At 65.8% G+C, this 21,330-nt stretch carries 21 protein-coding genes and 1 tRNA gene; 11 read left to right on the top strand and 11 right to left on the bottom strand.

Annotated features, from left to right (window positions below; genetic code table 11):
* Positions 1 to 87 precede the first annotated feature (87 nt).
* Complete coding sequence (locus ACZ46S_RS07140; RefSeq protein ID WP_464063923.1) at positions 88 to 2,406, top strand: transketolase; 2,319 nt, start codon at positions 88 to 90, stop codon at positions 2,404 to 2,406.
* A 135-nt stretch (positions 2,407 to 2,541) separates the two neighbouring features.
* Here ACZ46S_RS07140 and ACZ46S_RS07145 read toward each other — a convergent pair whose 3' ends face one another.
* The 6 genes from ACZ46S_RS07145 to hslV form a co-directional block, all read right to left on the bottom strand.
* On the bottom strand, positions 2,542 to 3,930 hold the full coding sequence (locus ACZ46S_RS07145) for an MFS transporter (protein WP_464063924.1): 1,389 nt from the start codon (positions 3,928 to 3,930) through the stop codon (positions 2,542 to 2,544).
* Positions 3,931 to 4,010: 80 nt separating this feature from the next.
* Positions 4,011 to 4,283, bottom strand: a complete 273-nt coding sequence (locus tag ACZ46S_RS07150; protein WP_464063925.1) for a hypothetical protein — start codon at positions 4,281 to 4,283, stop codon at positions 4,011 to 4,013.
* Positions 4,284 to 4,324: 41 nt separating this feature from the next.
* Positions 4,325 to 4,834, bottom strand: coding sequence for a demethoxyubiquinone hydroxylase family protein (locus tag ACZ46S_RS07155; protein WP_295739877.1), 510 nt, complete (start codon positions 4,832 to 4,834; stop codon positions 4,325 to 4,327).
* A complete protein-coding gene (locus ACZ46S_RS07160; protein ID WP_295739880.1) occupies positions 4,834 to 5,304 on the bottom strand; it encodes a disulfide bond formation protein B in 471 nt (156 codons plus the stop codon). The genes ACZ46S_RS07155 and ACZ46S_RS07160 overlap by 1 nt, the downstream gene beginning before the upstream one ends.
* A gap of 62 nt (positions 5,305 to 5,366) precedes the next feature.
* Complete coding sequence (gene hslU, locus ACZ46S_RS07165; RefSeq protein WP_295739883.1) at positions 5,367 to 6,683, bottom strand: ATP-dependent protease ATPase subunit HslU; 1,317 nt, start codon at positions 6,681 to 6,683, stop codon at positions 5,367 to 5,369.
* Positions 6,684 to 7,235 carry an ATP-dependent protease subunit HslV gene (gene hslV / locus ACZ46S_RS07170; protein ID WP_295739888.1) on the bottom strand — a complete coding sequence of 184 codons (552 nt, stop codon included), beginning with the start codon at positions 7,233 to 7,235 and terminating at the stop codon, positions 6,684 to 6,686. It lies immediately after the preceding gene.
* Positions 7,236 to 7,431: 196 nt separating this feature from the next.
* Between hslV and ACZ46S_RS07175 the strand changes: the two genes are divergently transcribed.
* From ACZ46S_RS07175 to ACZ46S_RS07185, 3 genes are all read left to right on the top strand, one after another.
* On the top strand, positions 7,432 to 8,322 hold the full coding sequence (locus tag ACZ46S_RS07175) for a helix-turn-helix transcriptional regulator (protein ID WP_464063926.1): 891 nt from the start codon (positions 7,432 to 7,434) through the stop codon (positions 8,320 to 8,322).
* An 84-nt stretch (positions 8,323 to 8,406) separates the two neighbouring features.
* Complete coding sequence (locus tag ACZ46S_RS07180) at positions 8,407 to 9,288, top strand: hypothetical protein (RefSeq protein WP_464063927.1); 882 nt, start codon at positions 8,407 to 8,409, stop codon at positions 9,286 to 9,288.
* A 102-nt stretch (positions 9,289 to 9,390) separates the two neighbouring features.
* Positions 9,391 to 9,936, top strand: coding sequence for a nucleoside 2-deoxyribosyltransferase (locus tag ACZ46S_RS07185; RefSeq protein ID WP_464063928.1), 546 nt, complete (start codon positions 9,391 to 9,393; stop codon positions 9,934 to 9,936).
* 52 nt (positions 9,937 to 9,988) lie between these two features.
* Here the strand turns inward: ACZ46S_RS07185 and ACZ46S_RS07190 are convergent, their stop codons facing one another.
* On the bottom strand, positions 9,989 to 10,675 hold the full coding sequence (locus ACZ46S_RS07190; RefSeq protein WP_295739898.1) for a response regulator transcription factor: 687 nt from the start codon (positions 10,673 to 10,675) through the stop codon (positions 9,989 to 9,991).
* A gap of 96 nt (positions 10,676 to 10,771) precedes the next feature.
* Between ACZ46S_RS07190 and ribA the strand changes: the two genes are divergently transcribed.
* Together ribA and ACZ46S_RS07200 are read left to right on the top strand one after the other, a co-directional pair.
* Positions 10,772 to 11,893 (top strand): GTP cyclohydrolase II, encoded by a 1,122-nt coding sequence (gene ribA, locus ACZ46S_RS07195; RefSeq protein WP_464063929.1) that lies wholly within the window; start codon positions 10,772 to 10,774, stop codon positions 11,891 to 11,893.
* Positions 11,886 to 12,377: a L,D-transpeptidase family protein gene (locus tag ACZ46S_RS07200; protein ID WP_464063930.1), complete on the top strand. Its 492-nt coding sequence runs from the start codon at positions 11,886 to 11,888 to the stop codon at positions 12,375 to 12,377. Before ribA ends, ACZ46S_RS07200 begins: the two co-directional genes overlap by 8 nt.
* Positions 12,378 to 12,381: 4 nt before the next feature.
* Here ACZ46S_RS07200 and ACZ46S_RS07205 read toward each other — a convergent pair whose 3' ends face one another.
* Positions 12,382 to 12,834, bottom strand: a complete 453-nt coding sequence (locus ACZ46S_RS07205) for a DUF805 domain-containing protein (protein ID WP_464063931.1) — start codon at positions 12,832 to 12,834, stop codon at positions 12,382 to 12,384.
* 122 nt (positions 12,835 to 12,956) lie between these two features.
* On the opposite strand from ACZ46S_RS07205, the gene lepA reads away from it, so the two are divergent.
* The 3 genes from lepA to ACZ46S_RS07220 all read left to right on the top strand — a co-directional run bounded on the left by lepA (position 12,957) and on the right by ACZ46S_RS07220 (position 16,023).
* Positions 12,957 to 14,762: a translation elongation factor 4 gene (gene lepA, locus ACZ46S_RS07210; RefSeq protein WP_464063932.1), complete on the top strand. Its 1,806-nt coding sequence runs from the start codon at positions 12,957 to 12,959 to the stop codon at positions 14,760 to 14,762.
* Positions 14,763 to 14,894: 132 nt separating this feature from the next.
* A tRNA-Ser gene (locus ACZ46S_RS07215) sits at positions 14,895 to 14,985 on the top strand.
* A gap of 105 nt (positions 14,986 to 15,090) precedes the next feature.
* Complete coding sequence (locus tag ACZ46S_RS07220) at positions 15,091 to 16,023, top strand: glycosyltransferase family 2 protein (RefSeq protein WP_464063933.1); 933 nt, start codon at positions 15,091 to 15,093, stop codon at positions 16,021 to 16,023.
* Positions 16,024 to 16,162: 139 nt separating this feature from the next.
* Here ACZ46S_RS07220 and ACZ46S_RS07225 read toward each other — a convergent pair whose 3' ends face one another.
* Together ACZ46S_RS07225 and pdxR are read right to left on the bottom strand one after the other, a co-directional pair.
* Positions 16,163 to 17,140 carry a cation diffusion facilitator family transporter gene (locus ACZ46S_RS07225; RefSeq protein WP_464063934.1) on the bottom strand — a complete coding sequence of 326 codons (978 nt, stop codon included), beginning with the start codon at positions 17,138 to 17,140 and terminating at the stop codon, positions 16,163 to 16,165.
* Positions 17,140 to 18,636: a MocR-like pyridoxine biosynthesis transcription factor PdxR gene (pdxR, locus tag ACZ46S_RS07230; RefSeq protein WP_464063935.1), complete on the bottom strand. Its 1,497-nt coding sequence runs from the start codon at positions 18,634 to 18,636 to the stop codon at positions 17,140 to 17,142. Before pdxR ends, ACZ46S_RS07225 begins: the two co-directional genes overlap by 1 nt.
* Positions 18,637 to 18,694: 58 nt before the next feature.
* On the opposite strand from pdxR, the gene ACZ46S_RS07235 reads away from it, so the two are divergent.
* Positions 18,695 to 19,348: a pyridoxamine 5'-phosphate oxidase family protein gene (locus tag ACZ46S_RS07235; protein WP_295739920.1), complete on the top strand. Its 654-nt coding sequence runs from the start codon at positions 18,695 to 18,697 to the stop codon at positions 19,346 to 19,348.
* 139 nt (positions 19,349 to 19,487) lie between these two features.
* Here the strand turns inward: ACZ46S_RS07235 and ACZ46S_RS07240 are convergent, their stop codons facing one another.
* Entirely contained in the window at positions 19,488 to 20,249 is a 762-nt protein-coding gene (locus ACZ46S_RS07240; protein WP_464063936.1) for an SDR family NAD(P)-dependent oxidoreductase, read from the bottom strand.
* 99 nt (positions 20,250 to 20,348) lie between these two features.
* Here ACZ46S_RS07240 and ACZ46S_RS07245 point away from each other — a divergent pair, with 99 nt between their 5' ends.
* Positions 20,349 to 21,248 carry a LysR family transcriptional regulator gene (locus ACZ46S_RS07245; RefSeq protein WP_464063937.1) on the top strand — a complete coding sequence of 300 codons (900 nt, stop codon included), beginning with the start codon at positions 20,349 to 20,351 and terminating at the stop codon, positions 21,246 to 21,248.
* The last annotated feature ends 82 nt before the right edge of the window (positions 21,249 to 21,330 follow it).

A 21,330-nucleotide genomic window follows, 5' to 3' on the forward strand; every position in this document is an offset into this window, starting at 1 on the left:
CCCTGTTGACGCAAAAGGCATTATAGTGCCGGTATGAATGAGATGCGGCCGCTCGGGCACAGCACGGGGACACATAGTACAGGGACCTTGGAAACCTTGGCGGCCATCGAGCGCAAATTGCTCTGGCTGTCCTCCTGGATCATCCATAACGCCAACCATATCCGCCCCAACCTCACCGCCGAGAAGGTCGGCGGGCATCAGGCCAGCTGCGCCTCCGTCACCTCGATCATGACGGCTTTGTATTTCGACGCGCTGCGCCCGCAGGACCGTGTGGCGGTCAAACCCCACGCCTCGCCGGTGCTGCATGCGGTGAATTACCTGCTCGGCCGGCAAAGCCGGGAGAAGCTGGAGCTGTTTCGCCAGTTCGGCGGCGCCCAGGCCTATCCTTCGCGGGCGATGGACGGGGCGGAGATCGATTTCTCCACCGGCTCGGTCGGGCTCGGTGTCGCCATCACCAGCTTCTCGGCGCTGATCCAGGATTACGTGCAGGCGCATGAGATGCTCCCGCCCGGCGCCAAACGCGCCCGCAATGTCGCCGTCGCCGGCGATGCGGAGCTCGATGAGGGCAATATCTACGAGGCCCTGCTGGAGGGCTGGAAGCACGATGTCCGCGATGTCTGGTGGGTGGTGGATTGCAACCGCCAGAGCCTGGATTCCGTGATGCCCGACCGGCTCTTCGGCCGCTTCGAAGGGCTGTTCCGCGACATGGGCTGGCGCGTGGTGACATTGCGTTATGGCCGCGCCTTGCAGGACGCCTTCTCCCGCCCCGGCGGCAGCGCCCTGCGCGCCTGGCTGGATGACTGCCCCAACTCCGTCTATTCGGCGCTGACCTTCCAGGGCGGCCCGGCCTGGCGCGAGGCGCTGCTGCGCGATATCGGCCGCAGCCGCCCCCTGCGCGCGCTGATCGACCCGCTGGACGATGCCGCGCTGGCGGGCCTGATGACCAATCTCGCCGGGCATGATCTCGGTACCCTCACCGGCGCCTTCTCCCAGGCCGCCAGTTCCGACCAGCCGACCCTCTTCCTCGCCCACACCATCAAGGGCAACGGCCTGCCTTTGGCCGGGCATAAGGACAATCATGCCGGGCTGATGACGCCCGAGCAGATGGACGAGTTCCGCGCCGCCATGAAGATCCGACCCGGCCATGAATGGGACCGGCTGGAAGGGCTGGAAGACCCGCACCGGATCGAGCGCTTCATCAACGAAGCCCCTTACGCGCAGCCGCTCTCCCCGGCCGGGCGCCGGCTCACCGCCCCCGCCGTGCCGGTGCCCGCTGGCCTGCCCGGCCCGCGCACCGCCGGGCGTAAAATGAGCACCCAGGCCGGATTCGGCGAAATCCTCTCCGAAATCGGCCGCGCCCAGGGCGAGAGCAAGGCGCTCTCCCAGGCCATCGTCACCTCCAGCCCGGATGTGGCAACCTCGACCAACCTCACCTCCTGGATCAATCGCCGCTCGATGTTCGCCCGCAAGGCGCAGGAGGATGTGTTCCGCAAGAGCAAAGTCGCCTCGATGGTGCGCAAGGACATGCATCCCGGCGGCCAGCATATCGAGCTGGGCATTGCCGAGCAGAGCCTGTTCCTGCTGTTGGGTGCGGCCGGTCTGGCGCAGGATCTCTACGGCGCCCGGCTGCTGCCGGTGGGCACGGTGTACGACCCGTTCGTCAATCGCGGCCATGATGCGCTCTATTATGCCTGTTACCAGGATGCGCGCTTCCTGCTGGTCTCCACCCCGTCCGGCATCACGCTGGCGGCGGAAGGCGGGCAGCACCAGGCCACCAACACCCCGCTTTTGGGCATCGTGCAGGACAAGCTCGCCACCTTCGAGCCGGCCTATTGCGACGAGCTGCGCATCCTGATGCGCCATGCCTTTGAGTATATGCAGAAGCCGGACGGCTCGGCGGTCTGGCTGCGCCTCTCCAATTTCGCCCTGCCGCAGCCCACGCGCACGCTCAATGAGGCGCATGTCATCGCCGGCGCGCATTGGATCACCCCGCCCGCCCCGGGTGCGGCCATCGCCATCGCCTATCAGGGGCCGATGGCCGCCGAGGCGGAAAAGGCCTTCGCCCTGCTGCGGGAGGATGTGCCCGAGGCCGGGCTGCTCGCCATCACCAGCCCGAACCGGCTCTATGCCGGCTGGCGCGCCGCCCAGCGCCAGCGCCGCGAAGGGGTGAAGGCCAGCGCGCACATCGAGGACATCCTCGCCCCGCTGGCCCCCGGCTCGGCGCTGGTGACGGTGCTGGACGGCCACCCGGCGGCGCATAGCTGGCTGGGCGCGGTACGCGGCCAGCGCGTGATGGCGCTGGGGCCGGACCATTTCGGCCAGTCCGGCACGGTGGCGGAGCTGTACCGGGAATATGAGATGGACGCGGACGCGATTCTGGATGCCTGCGCGGAAGCGCTAAGCTAAGTTCCAAAAGTTTTTTGGTGCCGCTTTTTTACAAAAAAGCGGCGAAGAACGTTCGGGGTGGTGACGACGCCGTTGCATCCGCCCGAACGTCTCGTGGCCCTTTTTGAAAAAAGGGCCACACCCCAAAAACTTTCGCTAATTTTCCTGCTTCGCCAGCACCCGCGAGAGGCTGCACCCCGCCGCCACATAGGCCACAAACGCCGCCAGCGCCAGGCAAGTCTGCGTCGGCATCGGATGCGCCAGGCCCAAAGTCAGCGCCACCAGCATGCCGCCGATCGTCTGCCCGAACAGCCGCGCCACCGAGATCATCCCCGACGCCCCGCTGATCCGCTGCTTCGGTGCGGTCATCAGCATCGCCTTGTTGTTCGGCGGCTGCAGCATCGAAAACCCGGTGCCGGCCAGATAAATCCGCCACATGATGTTGAGGTCGCTCGGGTCATGCGGCAGCAGCCGCAGCAGCAGAAACCCTGTGCCGCAGATCACCATCCCCAGCGTCGAGAGCATCGCGGCCGGATAGCGATCCGTCAGCCGCCCGATGATCGGCGCCGAGAGCACGATCGCCACCGGCCAGGAGGTGATCACCAGCCCCGTCTCCGCCGGGCCGCGATGCAGCACATCGGTCAGGTTGAAGGGCATCGAGATCATGAAGAAATTCGAGGCCACGAACGAGAGAAACCCGGTGACGAAGGCAATCGAAAAGCCGCTGCGCGCCAGCAGATCCACCGGCAGCAGCGGGTTGGCGCGGGTCAGCTGCAGCCGCACCAGCAGCGCCATCGCCACCGCTCCGACCAGGATCAACCCCAGCCCCTGCGCCGTGCCCCCGCCCTGGGCGAAATTATCCCCGCCCATGACGATGCCCGAAAGCCCGAGCGCCAGCAGCATCACGCTCAGCAAATCCAGCCGCACCGGGCTTTGCGGGGTGCGCGGCAGCGAGGTGACGGCGAAATAGAACGCCACCGCCCCCAGCGGCAGATTGATCAGGAACAGCCATTTCCAGCTCGCGAAGGACAGCACGAGGGCGGCCAGAGACGGCCCCAGCGCCACCCCGAGCGCGATGGTCAGGCCATTCAAGGCAATGCCCCGCCCGAGCAGATTGGCGGGGTAAATATAGCGGATCAATGCGGCATTCACGCCAAGAATGCAGGCCGCCCCCACGCCCTGCACGGCGCGCGCCAGCGCCAACTCCGGCAGGGTCTGCGACATCGCGCATAACAATGAAGCGGCCGAAAACACCAACAGGCCGAGCACGCACATGCGCGCATGGCCAAAGCGCTCCCCCAGCGTCGCCACCGGCAGCAGCGCGATCAAATTCGCCAGCTGGTAGGCATTCACAATCCAGATCGCCGCGGAGTTGCTGGTGTGCACGTCATGCGCGATGGAGGGCATGGCGATATTCACCACCGTATAATCCACCGCGGAGAGCAAAACCGCCATGGCAACGGCGATCATCGCCCGCACCCGCGCCGGCTTGGGAAGGCCCTCGGACAAGGACGGCGTGGCAGGCTGAGCCAGTGTTGCGGACATATTTCCCGCTTACTGGTCAAATCGCCGAAAAAACAGGGTTTTTCTTTGGGACACAGCCATGCGGGCGCTCGTCCCAGCGCTTAATCCTCAGGTATCTCCGCGTGCCAGATTTCGATGAACCCCGCCTGGTAGCAGCCGGCCGAAAACGCGTTATGCAGATTTTCCAGCTCCGGTTCGATATCTTCCTCCAGGCTGGCATCCACCATCGCCCAATAGAAGCGCGCCAGCACCCGTGCCTGTTCGGCACGCTCCACCCGCCCGGCGGTCAAAATCGCCTCTGCCGCCGCATCGCCCAGCGTGCGGGCATAATCCAGCGCCAATTGCCGGTCGGCCTCAAAGCGAAACGGGATCAACGCGCGAGCCGGTGGCGCTGGCAAGCTGCGCCCAAAAACCTCTATACCGCCTCGCTGATCTTGATCGCCGCCTTGCAGCCGGCCTTGATCAGCCCGGTCAGCAATTTATAGGCCGGCGCCTGCTCGGCGCCGTTCTCGAGCCCGATATCGCGATGCTCCAGCTCTTCCAGCCGGAAGCGCTCGATCGTCTCGGCCAGCTCCTGCTCGCCCGCGGGCAGCGCGTCGCGCTGGGCGGCGTAATGCTCGTCGATGGTCTCCTCCACCGCCACGGTGCAGGCCATCGCCGCTTTCTCGCCCAGCGCCGCGGTCAGCGCGCCGAGCGCGAACCCGGCGACATGCCAGATCGGCAGCATCGCCGTCGGGCGGGAGCGGCGGGCGGCGATCAGCCCCTCGAAGGTCTGCTTATGCACCGTCTCCTGCTCCAGCATATGGCGCAGCAGATCGCCCTTCGGCCCGCGCCCCAGCACCGCCAGCTGCCCGGCATAGATGCGCTCGGCGCCATATTCGCCGGCATGGTCCACACGTACAAACCGCTTGATCGTCTCGTCCATCACCGCCTCCGTTTCGGCCGCCGCACCGCCATGCTGAAAAACAGCAGGGTCAGGATGATGGCGGCACAGAAATCCATCTGCGCCATCGAGATCGGGAGCCCGGCCAGCAAATGCACCGGCCGGTCGCACGGCACCGCCGGGGTCATCGGCAGCGCGGCACCCGGGGTGAGCATGCCATTGCATTCCGGCAAGGGCGAGGGCCACCAGCCGAACTCGACACCGACATGCAGCCCGGCGATGCAGACATCCGCCAGCATCGCCAGCCCGGCCAGCCCCAGCAGCACCCGGCCAGACCGCCCGCCGAACAGCGCCGCCAGCAGCCCCAGCAGGACGACGATGCGATAGGGCCAGCGCTCCATCAGGCACAGCTCGCACGGCACCAGATGCAGCCCATATTGGGCGAAATACGCGACACCCAGCGCCAAGGCCGCCAGGAGGGCCGCACTCAATCCAGCCAGTCGGACATTCATGCCCGCCTTTTGCTCTCTTTTGCGCGGGCCGCCAAGCTCCGCCACGCCCCGGCTGATGCCGCCTACAGAATGAAGCGCGACAGATCGCCCTTGCTGGCCAGCGGCGCCACCTTCTCATTCACATAGGCGGCATCGATGGTGATCGCCTCGCCGGAGCGGTCCGTCGCGGAGAAGGAAATCTCCTCCAGCATCCGCTCGATCACCGTCGCCAGCCGCCGCGCGCCGATATTCTCGACCCGCTCATTGATGTCGAAGGCGAGCGAGGCGATCTCGTCCACCGCGTCATCCGCGAAGGTGAGATCCACCTTCTCGGTGCCGAGCAGCGCCACATACTGCTTGAGCAGCGAATGCTCGGTATCGGTGAGGATGCGCTTGAAATCATCGCGCGAGAGCGAGCTCAGCTCGACGCGGATCGGCAGCCGCCCCTGCAATTCCGGCAGCAGATCGGACGGCTTGGCGACATGGAAGGCGCCCGAGGCGATGAACAGGATATAATCCGTCTTCACCGGCCCGTATTTGGTCGAGACGGTGGTGCCCTCGATCAGCGGCAGCAGATCGCGCTGCACGCCCTCGCGCGAGACATCCCCGCCCTTGAAGCCGCTATCGGAGCGCGCGCAGATCTTGTCGATCTCATCGAGAAACACGATGCCGTTCTGCTCGGCATGGGCCAGCGCATCCTTGGTCAGCTGCTCGGTGTCCAAGAGCTTGTCCGCCTCCTCGCGCTGCAAGGCCCGGCGCGCATCCGGCACCAGCATTTTCTTCTTCTGCGCTTGGCGGCCGAACATGCCCTTCATCATGTCGCCAAGATTGATCGCCCCGCCCGGCGGCATGCCCGGCATATCCATCATGCCGATCGGCGTGCCCGGCGCTTCGGCAATCGACACCTCGATCTCCTTGTCCTCCAGCTCGCCGGCGCGCAGCATGCGGCGGAATTTCACCCGCGTATCGGCGGATGCCCCCTCGCCGACCAGCGCCGTGATCAAACGCTCTTCCGCATTGAGTTCCGCCTTGGCTTCCACGCCCTTGCGGTTCTGCTCACGCAGCATGGTGATGGAGGCTTCCACCAGATCGCGCACGATGCTCTCCACATCCCGGCCGACATAGCCGACCTCGGTGAATTTGGTGGCTTCCACTTTCAGAAACGGCGCCTGGGCCAGCTTGGCGAGGCGCCTGGCGATCTCGGTCTTGCCGCAGCCGGTCGGCCCGATCATCAGGATGTTTTTCGGCACCACCTCGTCGCGCATCTCCTCCGGGAGCTGCTGGCGGCGCCAGCGATTGCGCAAGGCGATGGCCACGGCGCGCTTGGCGTCGTTCTGGCCGATGATGAACCGGTCGAGCTCGGAGACGATCTCGCGGGGGGAATAAACAGGAATGTCCATTTAAATTGTTTCAACAACCAGGTTTTCGTTGGTGTAGATGCAGATATCGGCGGCGATCTTCATCGCCCGACGGGCGATCTCCTCAGCGGAGAGATCATCCACCGTCATCAGCGCACGGGCGGCGGCGAGCGCGTAATTGCCGCCGGAGCCGATGGCGATGATGCCATCTGCGGGCTCCAGCACGTCGCCATTGCCGGTGAGGGTAAAGCCCCTCTCCTTGTCGGCGACGATCAGCATCGCCTCCAGCCGGCGCAGATAGCGGTCCGTCCGCCAATCCTTCGCCAGCTCCACGCAGGCGCGTTCCAACTGGTTGGGAAACCGTTCCAACTTCGCTTCGAGCCGTTCCAGAAGGGTGAAGGCGTCTGCGGTGGCCCCGGCGAAACCGGCGATCACACTGCCATTGCCAATACGCCGCACCTTGCGCGCGTTTCCCTTTACAACGGTGTTGCCGAGCGATACCTGCCCGTCCCCGGCCACGACAACCTGGCCATTGCGGCGAACGGACAAAATGGTGGTGCCATGCCAGCCCACCGGATCGTAATGCTCTGTCATGGCACAAGAGATGGCACCCGCCTTGTTCTCCGGCAAGGGGCGCGATTTTTGCGCAAAACGCGCAGCTGACGGCGCAAAATCCGCCTCTCGACAAAGGCTTTGTGCACTATATTACAAAATATTCGCCGCATCCCCTTTGTCCTTCGGCAAAAAAGTGCTAACGCGCGGCGATGGCTTCCGAATTGAACCAGACCCCATGACTCCGATCGACGAATCCGAAATTCTCCCTGGCCTGGGCAAGCGCGTGAAATTGCTGCGCGCCCGCAGGGGCATGACCCGCCGGGTGCTGGCCGGCGAGGCGGATGTGTCCGAGCGGCATCTGGCCAATCTGGAATCCGGCACCGGCAATGTCTCGATTCTGGTGCTGGCGCAAGTCGCGCAGGCGCTGGATTGCTCCCTGGCCGAGCTCTTGGGCGACGAGACCACCTCCTCGCCGGAATGGCTCTCCATCCGCCGGCTGCTGCATGGGCGTGAGCCGAGCGAAATCGCCCGCGCCTTGCAGGGTTTGAGCGACATGTTCGGCAATAGCCGCCCGCATGGCGGCGCCACGCGGCATCACCGCATCGCCCTGGTGGGGCTGCGCGGCGCGGGCAAATCCACGCTGGGGCAGATGGTGGCGGCCAAGCTCGGCTATCCCTTCGTCGAGCTGCGGCTGGAAATCACCCGGCTGGCCGGCTGCGCCCCGGCGGAAATCCAGGCCCTCTACGGCTCCAACGCCTATCGCCGCTATGAGCGCCAGGCGCTGGAGGATACGCTGCAGACCTACCCGTCCTGCGTCATCGCCACCGCCGGCGGGCTGGTGAGCGACAATGCCACCTTCGATCTGCTGCTGAATAACTGCCTCACCGTGTGGCTGCAGGCGACCCCGGAGGATCATTTCACCCGCGTCCTGGCCCAGGGCGATCTGCGCCAGCTGCCCGGCAACCGCAACGGCGTCGAGGATATCCGGCTGACGCTGGAGAGCCGGGTGGGCTTCTACGCCAAGTCCGACCTCGCCTTTAACACTTCGGGCAAGACGCTGGATGAAGCCTTCGAGGGTCTAATGGGGATGCTGCGCCAGCATGCCTGGGCGGCCGAGGCCGTCTAGAGCCGGATGACATAAGATGGGATCGCTGCGCGATTGCATCTTATGTCTGAATCGCACTCTAAACCGCGTATCGCGCCCGCTGCTTTGAACATGCGCAGCCCGCCCAACCCGTTTTACGACCCGAACTGGCCGGCGCTGGCGCAGGCCGCGCAGCAGGCGCTGCGTGCGGCGCGCAGCGCCGAGGCCCAGGCGCCGCTGGGCAGCCCGGCCCATCACCTCGCCCTCGCCGCGCTGGAAGAGGCCCGCCAGGCCACCGAACGCGCCCAGCGCGCCGCCTTCCCCCGCATCGCCGACTATGCCGCCTGGCGTTTTTCGGACCTTCCCGAAGCCAAGGACGGGTTTTCCGTGCTGCCCGACCCGGCCAGTTTCGAGAGCCTGGCGGCGGTGGACCAGGCCTGCGTCAGGCTGCTGCGCCAGCGCCAGGAAGGGGCGGATGTCAGCGCCATCCTGCTGCGCGACGGCCAGCCCGCCAGCCTCGCGGCCTTCGCCGACCCGGCCGCCCTGCTCTCCAGCTGGCGGCAATTCGGCAGCAACGGGCCGGAGGCCCTGGTGAGCGCCTGCGAGCTGGGCGAGGCCATCCATCTCTGCATCGCGCATCGCTGGGGCGGTATCGGCCCCAATTCCAATGCCCGCTATCTGCACGCCGCCAGCCAGCTGGCGCAGGAGACCATCCTGCTGCGCCTGCCGGCGGCGGCGATCCTGTTCCAGGATGAGGGCTTCCGCCTCGCCGCCAACCGCGAGACGCTGCGCGCCGCCAACCAAATCGCGGCGCGGCTGGTCTTCTACCGCCATCTTCTGCCCGGCGCCGGGCAGCGCGAGGAATTCGCCCGGGTGACTTTGGTCTGGAACGGGGCGCGCTGCATCGAGCCGGATTGGGAGGCGGAGATCTATGGCAGCCTGCCCTTGCCGTTGCGCGCCGCCCTGTTCGCCACCCCCGCCCCGGCGCCGCGCCTGCCGGGCGGCTGAGCGGCCCCAGCAGCGCGCAGCGCCCCGGTGCCGCCGGCCAACCGGAACGCCCCGCGCGCAACCCCCCTTGACCGGCACCGCCCGCCCCGCAAATCCTGCGCCATGGCTGTTCCGAAACTCTATCTCGCCGGGCCGGACGTGTTTCTGCCCCACGCCGCCGCGATGGCGCGGGCCAAGCGCGATCTCTGCGCGGCGCATGGGCTGGAGGGCATCGCCCCCTTCAATCCGGATCTCGACCTCAACCGCCCCCCGGCCGAACTCTGGCGGGCGATCTATGCGGATGATCTGCGGATGATGCGCGCGAGCGATGCGATCCTCGCCAACCTCACCCCGTTTCGCGGCGCCTCGGCGGATGCCGGCACGCTGGTCGAGCTGGGCTGGTTTCTCGGCCAGGGCAAGCCGGTCTTCGGCTATTCCAACTCGGCGCAAAATTTCGCCACCCGCGCCGCGGCGCAGATCGAGGCGGTGGGCGACGCGCTGCCTGGGCTGCTCGTCGAGGATTTCGGCTGCGCCGATAATCTGATGATCGAAGGCAGCCTGAGCCTGCCGCTCACTTTGCCCGCGGATGGCCTTGGCCGCCCCTTCGATTCGCTGGAAATTTTCGAAACCTGCCTGGCCCGCGTCGCCGACTGGTTCCGGCACGCCTAGAGCAATATGTATTTAAGTTGCCGCTGCCGCGTCAACCTCCACACATATCGCGCTAAACATTCAGACTATACCCGCCGCCATCGGTGACCAGCAGCTTGGCATTCTGCGGGTCCGCCTCGATCTTCTGGCGCAGCCGGTAGACATGCGTCTCCAGCGTATGGGTCGAGACGCCCTCATTATAGCCCCAGACCACCTCCAGCAGCGTCTGCCGTGGCACGGCCTTGCCGGCGCGGTAGAGATGCTTGAGAATCGCCGCCTCCTTGTCGGTCAGGCGGATTTTGCCGCCCTTGGCGTCCAGCAGCTGGCGCGCCGCCGGGCGGAAGCTGTAGGGGCCGAGCTTGATCTCGGCATCCTCGGAATTCTCGAAACTGCGCAGATGCGCGCGCAGCCTGGCCAGCAGCTCATTCAGCCGGAAGGGCTTGGCGAGATAGTCATTGGCGCCGGAATCCATCCCCTGCACCACATCCTCCTCCTCGACCGAGGCGGTGAGCATGAGAATCGGCGCCTTGAGGCCGCGCGCGCGCAGGCGCTTGCAGAATTCCCGCCCGTCCCCGTCCGGCAGCCCGACATCGAGCAGCAGCGCATCATAGCGTTTGCCATTGGCGAGCCGGGTCTCCGCTTCGGCAAGGCTTCCCGCCTCTTCGGGCGCGAATTCGCCGTTGACCTGCAATTGCTCGGCAAGCGCTGTGCGCAGCGCCACATCGTCGTCAACCAGCAGGATCGGTCGCGGGTCCGCCATGTTCGACTCCCTTGATATCTGAGCAAATTCTACCCCGCTTTCACCGGCCTGTCAGCCTCTCTGGCCAGATCCGCGGCGGCTCACTATTTTACATAAATGAATTCGCCGTTGCGTTCCGTTCAAGCCCCTCTCGGCACCCCCCGCACCCGGGCGGTGCACCGCGCCATCGCCGATGCCAGGCGTGGCGTGCCGGTGGTGCTGGCCGCGCGCCGGCCGCTGATCATCGCCCCGGCCGAGACGGTGGGGGCGGAAGGGCTGCGGCTGATCGATCTTCTCTCCACCGGCCCGGCCTCGCTGCTGCTCGCCCCCTCCCGCGCCGCCGCGGTGCTGCAGCATGACGTGCCGGAAACCGCCCCCGCCATCGCGCTGGAACTGGCCCGGCCGCTGATCGACGCGCAAACCCTGAAACGCGCCGCCGACCCAACGATGGAGCAGATCCTGCCCCGATTCTCCAGCATCGCGGCGCCGGACGAGGCCGCGGCCGCGCTGGCCCTGGGCAAGCTCGCCCGGCTGCTGCCGGCGATGGTCGCAGCCCCCGTGCGCCCTGGCTGGGCGACACGCCGCGAAGGGGCCGACCTGCTCACCGTCCCGGCCGCCGATCTGCTGGCCTATCCGCTGGAACTGGCCTCCACCTTGATGAAGGTGGCCGAGGTCTCGGTGCCGCTGGATGCGGCGCGCGACGCCCGGCTGGTCGCCTTCCGGGCGCTGGACCAGGGGATCGAGCATATGGCCATCCTGGTCGGCACGCCGGAGACGCAGGATGCCCCGCTGGTGCGGCTGCATTCGGAATGTTTCACCGGCGACCTCTTGGGATCGTTGCGCTGCGATTGCGGCCCGCAACTGCAAGGCGCCATCGCCCGCATGGGCCAGGAAGGCAGCGGCGCGGTGCTGTATCTGGCCCAGGAGGGGCGCGGCATCGGGCTGATCAACAAGCTGCGCGCCTATACGCTGCAGGATCAGGGGCTGGACACGCTGGACGCCAACCGGGCCCTGGGCTGGCAGGCGGATGAGCGCAATTTCCACATCGCCGCCGCCATGCTGGAAGCGCTGGGGATCGAGAAAATCCGCCTGCTCACCAACAACCCGGAAAAGCTCGAAAGCCTCGCCGCCTGCGGCATCAATATCGTCGAGCGGGTGCCGCACCAGTTCGAGGCCAATGGCGTCAACGATTCCTATCTGGAGACGAAAGCCAGGCGCTTCGGCCATCTGCTTGGTTGAGTTCATCCTGCAAGGCGAGACGCTGCGCGGCGCCGGACTGACCTTGCGCGCCGCCCACGGGCGCGGCGGCATCACCGCCCAGAAACGCGAGGGCGATGGCGGCACCCCCACCGGGCTGCTCAAGCTGGTGCGCGTGCTCTACCGGGCCGACCGCCTGCCCCCGCCGCGCTGCGCGGTACCGCTGGAGCCGCTCTCCCCGTCCGATGGCTGGTGCGACGACCCGGAGGATGCCGCCTACAACCAGCCCGTCCGCCTGCCCTTCGCCGCCAGCCACGAGGCGCTGTGGCGCGAGGATGGGGTCTATGACATCATCGGCGTGCTGGACTGGAACCTTGCCCCCATCGTGCCGGGCCGCGGCTCCGCCATCTTCTTCCACATCGCCACCCCGGACTACGCCCCCACCGCCGGTTGCGTGGCGCTGAACCGGCGCGACATGCAAACCGCCCTGGCGGCGGGGTTGAGCGGGATTCGCGTGCCTGGCTGAAGCTTCAGCCCTGCTTGCTGCGCTGAAGTGAGAAAATCAGAATGGTGAGGCTCAGCCCGAACGACACCAAATCCAGCACCAGCGCCACCAGATCGGCCGCGATGCCGGGATCATGCCGCATGGTGTCCATCGAGATCGAGCGCGCGACATGCGTCAGGAAGGAAATCAACACCCACCAGCCCGAATGGCCGGCATCGTGCAGCCGGCGTACCTGCAGGCTGATGGTAGGAAGGATCGTGCCCAGGAACAGCAGCCCAAAAAGCGCCGCCAACAGAATCCCCACCAGCTTCACGCCCGAGCCGTCATGCGCCACCATCGCGACGACGCCGAAAATACCCAGCCCCATCAGCAACGGAATGACCCAGAGCTGAAACCACCAATAGGCCGGACGCGACGCCCTGCCGGAAAAATTGAAATAATTCCCGTAGCCTTCCTTGATCGCCCCGACAAATCCCATAACAACCTCGAATTATTAACGGTTTGGCAATGCTTTGCCAAAACCCGCTATTCGCGCAAGGGGCGGCGGCTTTTCCAAAGCCCTTATCGACGCGCCCCCCCAAAATGCCCTAAAGACCCGCCATGACCGGCACACCTCTCGACCTGATCCGTAATTTCTCCATCATCGCCCATATCGACCATGGCAAATCCACCCTGGCCGACCGGCTGATCCAGCATTGCGGCGGCCTCACCGCGCGCGAGATGACCGAGCAGGTGCTCGATAATATGGAAATCGAGAAAGAGCGCGGCATCACCATCAAGGCGCAGACCGTGCGCCTCGAATACCCGGCCTCGGACGGCAAGACCTACGTGCTCAACCTGATGGACACGCCCGGCCATGTGGATTTCGCCTATGAGGTCAGCCGGTCCCTGGCCGCCTGCGAAGGCTCGCTGCTGGTGGTCGATGCCTCCCAGGGCGTGGAAGCCCAGACCCTGGCCAATGTCTACCAGGCGCTGGATGCCAATCACGAGATCGTCCCGGTGCTCAACAAGGTGGACCTGCCCGCCGCCGATGTGCCGAAGGTGAAGCAGCAGATCGAGGATGTGATCGGCATCGACGCCTCCGAGGCGGTGGAAATCTCCGCCAAGACCGGCCTCAATATCGAAGGCGTGCTGGAAGCTTTGGTCGCCAAGCTGCCGCCGCCGCAGGGTGAGGAAGACGCCCCGCTGCAGGCGCTGCTGGTGGATTCATGGTACGACCAATATCTCGGCGTCGTCATTCTCGTGCGTATCAAGAACGGCGTGCTGCGCCGGGGCCAGAAGATCCGCATGATGTCCACCGGGGCGGTACATCCGGTCGAGCAGCTCGGCGTCTTCACCCCGAAAATGCGCCAGGTCGAGGCGCTCGGCCCGGGCGAGATGGGCTATATCACCGCCGCCATCAAGACCGTCGCGGATTGCAATGTCGGTGACACCATCACCGAGGATCGCCGCCCCGCCGCCGCCGCCCTGCCCGGCTTCAAACCCTCCATCCCGGTGGTGTGGTGCGGCCTGTTCCCGGTCGATGCCGATGATTTTGAAAAACTGCGTGAAAGCCTGGCCAAGCTGCGCCTCAACGATGCCAGCTTCCATTATGAGGCCGAGACCTCGGCGGCGCTGGGCTTTGGCTTCCGCTGCGGCTTCCTCGGCCTGCTGCATCTGGAAATCATCCAGGAGCGCCTCTCCCGCGAGTTCGACCTCAACCTGATCGCCACCGCCCCGTCGGTGGTCTATCACGTGTTCAAGACCAATGGTGAGATGGAGCCGCTGCACAACCCGGCCGACATGCCGGATGGCTCGATCATCGACCATATCGAGGAGCCCTGGATCAAGGCGACGATCATGGTGCCGGATGATTATCTCGGCTCCATCCTCACACTCTGCTCGGAGCGGCGCGGCCAGCAGCTCGACCTGACCTATGTCGGCAACCGCGCCATGGCGGTCTATAAGCTGCCGCTGAACGAGGTGGTGTTCGATTTCTACGACCGCCTGAAATCGGTGAGCCGCGGCTATGCCAGCTTCGATTATTCGCTGGAGGATTACGCCGAATCGGATCTGGTGAAGATCTCGATCCTGGTGAATGCCGAGCCGGTGGACGCGCTCTCCTTCATCGCCCACCGCTCCCAGGCCGAGAGCCGGGGCCGCTCCATCTGCGGCAAGCTGAAGGAGCTGATCCCCAAGCAGCTGTTCAAGATCGCCATCCAGGCCGCCATTGGCGGGCGGGTGATCGCGCGCGAGACCATCTCCGCCCTCTCCAAGGACGTGACGGCGAAATGCTATGGCGGCGATATCAGCCGCAAGCGCAAGCTGCTGGAGAAGCAGAAAGAGGGCAAGAAGCGCATGCGCCAGTTCGGCAAGGTGGAAATCCCCCAAAGCGCCTTCCTGGCGGCTTTGAAGATGGACGCGTAACGCACCGTTTTTTCAGGATTTTTATAAAGACACGCCGCCCGGCTCCGGCCTGGCGGCGTTTTTTTCGCCCATCCCCCCCGCCCCCCTTGGCAGGCGGGGTGAGTTTGGGTAGAGAGTGCCCCACCGCGCGCTGGACAGATGGCCGAGCGGCTTAAGGCGCACGCTTGGAAAGCGTGTGTACGTTAATAGCGTACCCAGGGTTCGAATCCCTGTCTGTCCGCCACCCTCGTTTCAGAACCACCCTCGTTTCAGAAACAGACTGCGTCCTTCGCCGCCCTTTGCGCTGGACAAGCCATTCGCGATTGCCCACAACCAAAGCGTGACCGATATGATCCCGCTCATCTCCCTCATCGTGCCCTGCTACAACGAAAGCGAGGCCATCGCCCCGTTCGCGGCCACGATTATCCCGTTGCTGGAGGCCATCCCCGAGACGCAATGGGAGATCATCTGCGTCGATGACGGCAGCAAGGATGACACGCTGGCCCAGCTCATCGCCCTGTCCCAGCGCGACCCTCGCTTCAAGCTGCTCGAACTCTCCCGCAATTTCGGCAAGGAGGCGGCGATGACCGCGGGGCTGGATGCGGCGCGTGGCGATGCGGTGATCCCCTTCGATGCCGACATGCAGGACCCGCCGGAGCTGATCCCCGAAATGCTCGCCGCCTGGCGGGCGGGCGCCGAGGTCGTGCTGGCGCGGCGGGTGGACCGCTCGACCGACAGCGCGATGAAGCGCCAGACCGCCTTGGCCTTCTACAAGCTGCACAACGCCCTCTCCCACACCAAAATCCCCGAGAATGTCGGGGATTTCCGGCTGATGGACCGGGTCGTGGTCGAAGCGCTGAAAACCCTGCCCGAGCGTCAGCGTTTCATGAAGGGGCTATTCGCCTGGGTCGGGTTTCGCACCGTCACCATCGATTATGTCCGCCGCCCCCGCAGCGCCGGGCAGAGCAAATTCTCCGGCTTCAAATTATGGAATTTCGCGCTGGAGGGCTTCACCAGCTTCTCCACCGCGCCGTTGAAAATCTGGACCTATCTCGGCATCGCCGGGGCGCTTCTGGCGCTGCTCTATGGGGTGCTGATCCTGCTGCGCACGCTGTTGCTGGGCAATCCGGTGCCGGGCTACGCCTCCTTGTTCGTCGCGGTGACGTTCTTTGGCTCGGTGCAGCTGATCTCGATCGGCCTGCTCGGCGAATATATCGGCCGCATCTACATGGAAGCCAAGCAGCGCCCCACCTACATCGTCCGCAAGCGGCACGGGGATTAGAGTGCGATGACGTTAGATTGACCCGCCTTGCGGGTAAATCTAACGTCTGAATCGCCCTCTAACTTATGATTTAGAGACGGATTCAGACATAAGATGCAATCGCGCAGCAGCTCATCTTATGTCATCCGGCTCTAATGCGCTAAAAACTTTCATCCGGCCGCAGGACGCAGCGCTCGGCGATCGCCAGGCTCTCGATCTGGATGGTGACATGGCCGATGCCAAAGCGCGCCTTCGCCTCCTTGGCGATGCGCGCCAGCAGCGCCTCCTCATTGCCGCCCTCCTCGCGCACCAGATGCGCGGTCAGCGCCACATCCGTCGTGCTCAGCCCCCAGATATGCAAATCGTGCAGCGCCGCGATATCGGGCAGGCCGCGCAGATAAGCCTCCACCGCGTGCCGGTCGACGGAGGCGGGCACGGCATCCAGCGAGAGATTCACCGAATCGCGCAGCAGCGCCCAGGTGGCGATGACGATGACGGCGCTGACCGCGAGGCTGACCACCGGGTCCACCCAGGCCCAGCCGGTGAACAGAATCACCACACCCGCCGCCACCGTGCCGGCCGCCACCAGCGCATCGCCCAGCATATGCAGGAAGGCGCCGCGAACATTGAGATCCCCCTTGCGCCCGGCCATGAACAGCAAGGCGGTGCCGCCATTGATGAGAATGCCCAAGGCCGCGACCACGATGATCACCATCCCGGCCGGATGCTGCGGGGCGAACAGGCGCAGCACCGCTTCCCAGGCGATGGCGCCGGTGACCACGAGCAGCAGCACCGCATTGCCCAACGCGGTGAGGATGGAGGAGCGGCGCAGCCCGTACGTATAGCGCGCCGAGGGTTGGCGTTTCGCCAGCCAGGTCGCCGCCCAGGCCCCGGCCAGCCCCAGCACGTCCGAGAGATTATGCCCGGCATCGGCGAGCAGCGCCATCGAATGGCCGGCGACACCATAGACCGCCTCGCCGATCACGTAAGCCAGGTTGAGGGCGAGGCCGATGGCGAAGGCGCGGCCGAAATCAGCGGGGGCATGGCTGTGCCCGGCATGGCCGTGGCCTGCATGATTATGGCCCGCATGCTCGTGGCCATGCTCGTGCTGATGGTCGTGATCGTCATGGTCATGCATCACGCGCGCTCCGCTAAAGATTTCTTCTGGTCTAACGCAAAGCCTGAGCCACAGGAACCGGCCTCACCCAGCCCGGCGAGGCACGCCCCCAGCCGCGACGCCGCGGCGCGCAAATCCCCCGGCTCAAACCCGGCAAAGCCCAGCAGCAGCCCCTGCACCGGCGGCGCTTCGTAAAAATATTGCGAGAGCGGGACCAGCGCCAGCCCGGCCTCGCGCGCCGCCGCCGCCACCGCGCCGTCCGACCATCCGGCCAGGCGCGGCCCGAAGCGGACGATGAAATGCATCCCCGAAGGCTCGATCGCCGGCACCAGCCAGTCCGGCACCAAAGGTGCCAACGCCTCACGCAACGCGCTCTGGCGCTGGGCGTAGAGCCGGCGCATGCGGCGCAGATGGGTGGCGAATTCGCCGCTTTGCATGAAGCGCGCCAAGGCCGGCTGCGGCACCAGCGAGGCCAGCGTGCCGGCCCGGCCAACGATCTCATGCAGCCGCGGCAGAAACGCCGCCGGCACCACCATGTAGCCAAGCCGGATGCCCGGCGAGAGCAGCTTGGAAAAACTGCCGATATAAAGCGTGCGCGCGCCGCGATCGAGGCTGGCCAGCGCCGGCAGCGGCTGGCCGGTGAAGCGGAATTCGCTGTCATAATCATCCTCGATCACCAGCGCCCCGGCGCGCTGCGCCCAGTCCAGCAGCGCCAGGCGCCTCGCCGCGGGCAGCGTCATGCCCAGCGGGTATTGCCGCGAGGGCGTCACCACCACCCCGGCCGCATCCGGGCGCAGCAAAGCCGGGTCCAGCCCTTGCGCATCCACCGGCACGGCCACGCAGTGCAGCCCCGCCGCCGCCAGCTGGGCGCGCACCGGGGCGTGGCCGGGCTCCTCCACATGCACGATCCCGCCGGGCGCCAGCAGCCTTCCCGCCAGCCCCAGCGCCTCGGTGGCGCCGGAGGTGACGATGATCTGCCCGGCCGAACAGCCAATGCCCCGCCAGGCGCCGAGATGTGCGGCAATGGCCGCGCGCAAAGGCGGCCAGCCGAACCGGTCCGGCACGCCGAGCAGCCCTGGGTCCGGCGCGCGCCAGGCCGCCTCCAGATGCCTTGCCCAGGCGGCGTGCGGAAACTGGCCCATATCCGGCTGGCCGGGATGAAAGGGCCGCACCGGCTGCGTGCCGGAAGCGGCCGGGCCATCCGCCGCCCGCGCCAAAGGCGGCGCCAGATGCGGCAGGTCCCGCGCCACGAACAGCCCGGCCCCTGGGCGGCCTTGCAGATAGCCCTCCGCGGTGAGCTGGTCCAAGGCGGTGAGCACGGTGGCGCGGGAGATGGAGAGCTCCTGCGCCAGCTTGCGGCTGGGCGGCAGCCGCGCCCCTGGCGGCGCGCCGGCCAGAATCAGCCGCCGCAGCGCCTCCGCCAGCTGCACATGCAACGCCTCGCCGCCGCGCGCCAGGGTCAGGCCGAGCAAGGCGGCATCGAAATTGGCCTGGTTTTGAACGATTGAATTGGTCATTTCAAACAGACCAATATCGCGCCAATCTGTCCGCCATCAAGTCCCATCAGAGAGCGTCATGACCGAAGAGCTTCTGCAAACCGACCGTACCCGCCTGCGCCGTTCGCATCCGCGCGGCTCTTTCGACCGCGCCGTGGTGAACGCGATCCTGGACGCGCAGCCAATGTGCAGCGTGGGCTATGTGATCGACGGCAAGCCCTACGTGACCCCCACCCTGCAATGGCGCGAGGGCGATCATGTCTATTGGCACGCCTCCTCCGCCAGCCGCGCGCTGCGCGCCGCCACCGGGCATGAGGTGTGCCTGACCGTGGCGATTCTGGATGGCTATGTGATGGCGCGCTCGGGCTTTCATCATTCGGTGAATTCGCGCTCGGTGATGCTGTTCGGCACCGCGCATCTGCTGCCGGATGAGGAAAAGCAAGCAAAACTCAGCGCGTTTATCGATGGGCTCTGGCCCGGCCGGGCCGCGACGCTGCGCCCGAACAATGCGCAGGAGCTCAAGGCAACCTCCATCCTGGCGCTGAAGATCGAGGAAGGCAGCGCCAAAATCCGCACTGGCGGGCCGAAGGATGACGAGGAGGATTACGCGCTGCCGATCTGGGCCGGGGTGATTCCGGTGACAACCCAGATCGGCACGCCGATCGATGATGAGCGTCTGACGGCGGGGATCGAACCGCCGGCGCATCTCACAGCGATGGCGCGAAAATTCTAAAAGTTTTTTGGTACCGCTTTTTTTCAAAAAAGCGGCAAAAACGTTGGGAGTGGTGACGACGGCGTTGCCAACGCCCCGAACTTCGTGGGGCCTTTTTGAAAAAAGTCCCCACACCCCCAAAAACTTTTGCAAACTTCTCTTACAGCACCATCCCGCCGGAAATCTCGATCCGCTGCCCATTCACCCAGCGATTTTCCTCACCCAGCAGCGACGCCACCGCCGGGCCGATATCCTCCGGCTCCCCCACCCGCCCCAAAGCGGCAAAAGACGCCACGCGCTGGTTCATCTGCGGGTTATCCCGCACCATGCCGCCATTGAAATCCGTGGCAATCGCCCCCGGCGCCACCGTGTTCGCGGTAATGCCCCGCGCCCCCAGCTCCACCGCCAGATAGCGCGTCAGCACCTCCACCCCGCCCTTCATCGCCGCGTAGGCGGAGGCGCCGGGGAAGCTGAAGCGCGCCAGCCCGGAGGAAATATTGATGATGCGGCCGCCATCTTCGAGCAGCGGCAGCAGCGTCTGGGTGAGGAAGAACACCCCCTTCAGATGCACGTTGCAGAGTTTATCGAACGCCTCCTCGGTGGTTTGCGCAAACGGCGCATGATGGCCGAAACCGGCGTTATTCACCAGATGGTCGAAGCGCTCACGCCCCCAAACATCCCGCAGCGCCTGCCGCACCTCCACCGCAAACCCCGCGAAGCGCGTCACATCCCCGGCATCGAGTTGCAAAAACACCGCCTTGCCGCCCTTGGCCGCGATCGCCGCCTGCACCGCCTCGGCCTCCGCCTTGTTGCTGTGATAGGTGCCGATCACATCCTCCCCGCGTGCCGCCAGCGCCAAGGCCATGCTGCGTCCCAGCCCGCGGCTGGCCCCGGTGATCAAGGCGATTTTCTTCGTGCTCATCTCAAACACTCCTGTAATTTTCGGTGAGGCGGAGATGCGCCTTTTCGCCGCGCAAATAATCCGGCAAAATCCGGCAACATCATCCGGGGATCGCGAACAATGGACAGATTCGACCATATGCGCATCTTCGTGCGGATCATGGAGCGCGGCAGCTTCGTGCGCGCCGCCGAGGATCTCTCCTTGCCCGCCTCCACCGTCACCGACGCGCTGAAGCAGCTGGAAGCCCGCCTGGGCACCCGGCTGCTCCAGCGCACCACCCGCCAGGTCCGCGCCACCCCGGATGGCGAGGCCTATTACCGGCGCTGCCTCTCCATCCTCGCCGATATCGAAGACGCCGAAAGCGCCTTCAGCAGCGCCAAGCCGCGCGGCTTTCTGCATGTCGAGGCGCAAGGCAGCCAGGTGCGCCGCATCATCCTGCCCGGCCTGCCCGCCTTCCTGGTGCGCTACCCGGACCTGGAACTCTATGTCAGCGAGGGCGACCGCTATGTGGATCTGATCCGCGAAGGGGTGGATTGCGCCCTGCGCGCCGGCCAGCCGACCGAGAGCGATCTGATCGCCCGGCGCCTGGCGCTGATGCCGGAAGGCACCTTCGCCTCTCCCGCCTATCTCGCCCGGCACGGCACGCCGCAGAGCTGGGACAAGCTCACCGGGCATAAGATGGTCGGGTTCCGCTCCTCGGCCACTGGCGGGATTCTGCCACTGGAATTCCGCGTCGGCAAGGTGGTGAAACATGTCGCCCTGCCCTGTGTGCTCTCGGTGAATGGCGCGGAGAGCTACAAGGAAGCCGCGCTGCAAGGGCTGGGGCTGATCCAGGTGCCGCATTACGGGGTGGAGGCGGAGCTGCGCGACGGCCGGCTGGTCGAGGTGCTGGCGCATACCCCGCCCACACCGCTGCCGCTCTACGTGCTCTATCCGCGCAACCGCCAGCTCTCGCCGCGGGTGCGGGTGTTCATCGATTGGGTGGCGGGCGAATATGCCCGGCATCTGCCGGCACGCTGACAGGCCCCGCCACCCAAGCTATAGATATTTGAAAATTTCGAGGAGCGCTTCGTTCTTGCCGATGCAGACCAAGGCCAGCCCG

This window comes from Acidocella aluminiidurans, from assembly GCF_055383125.1.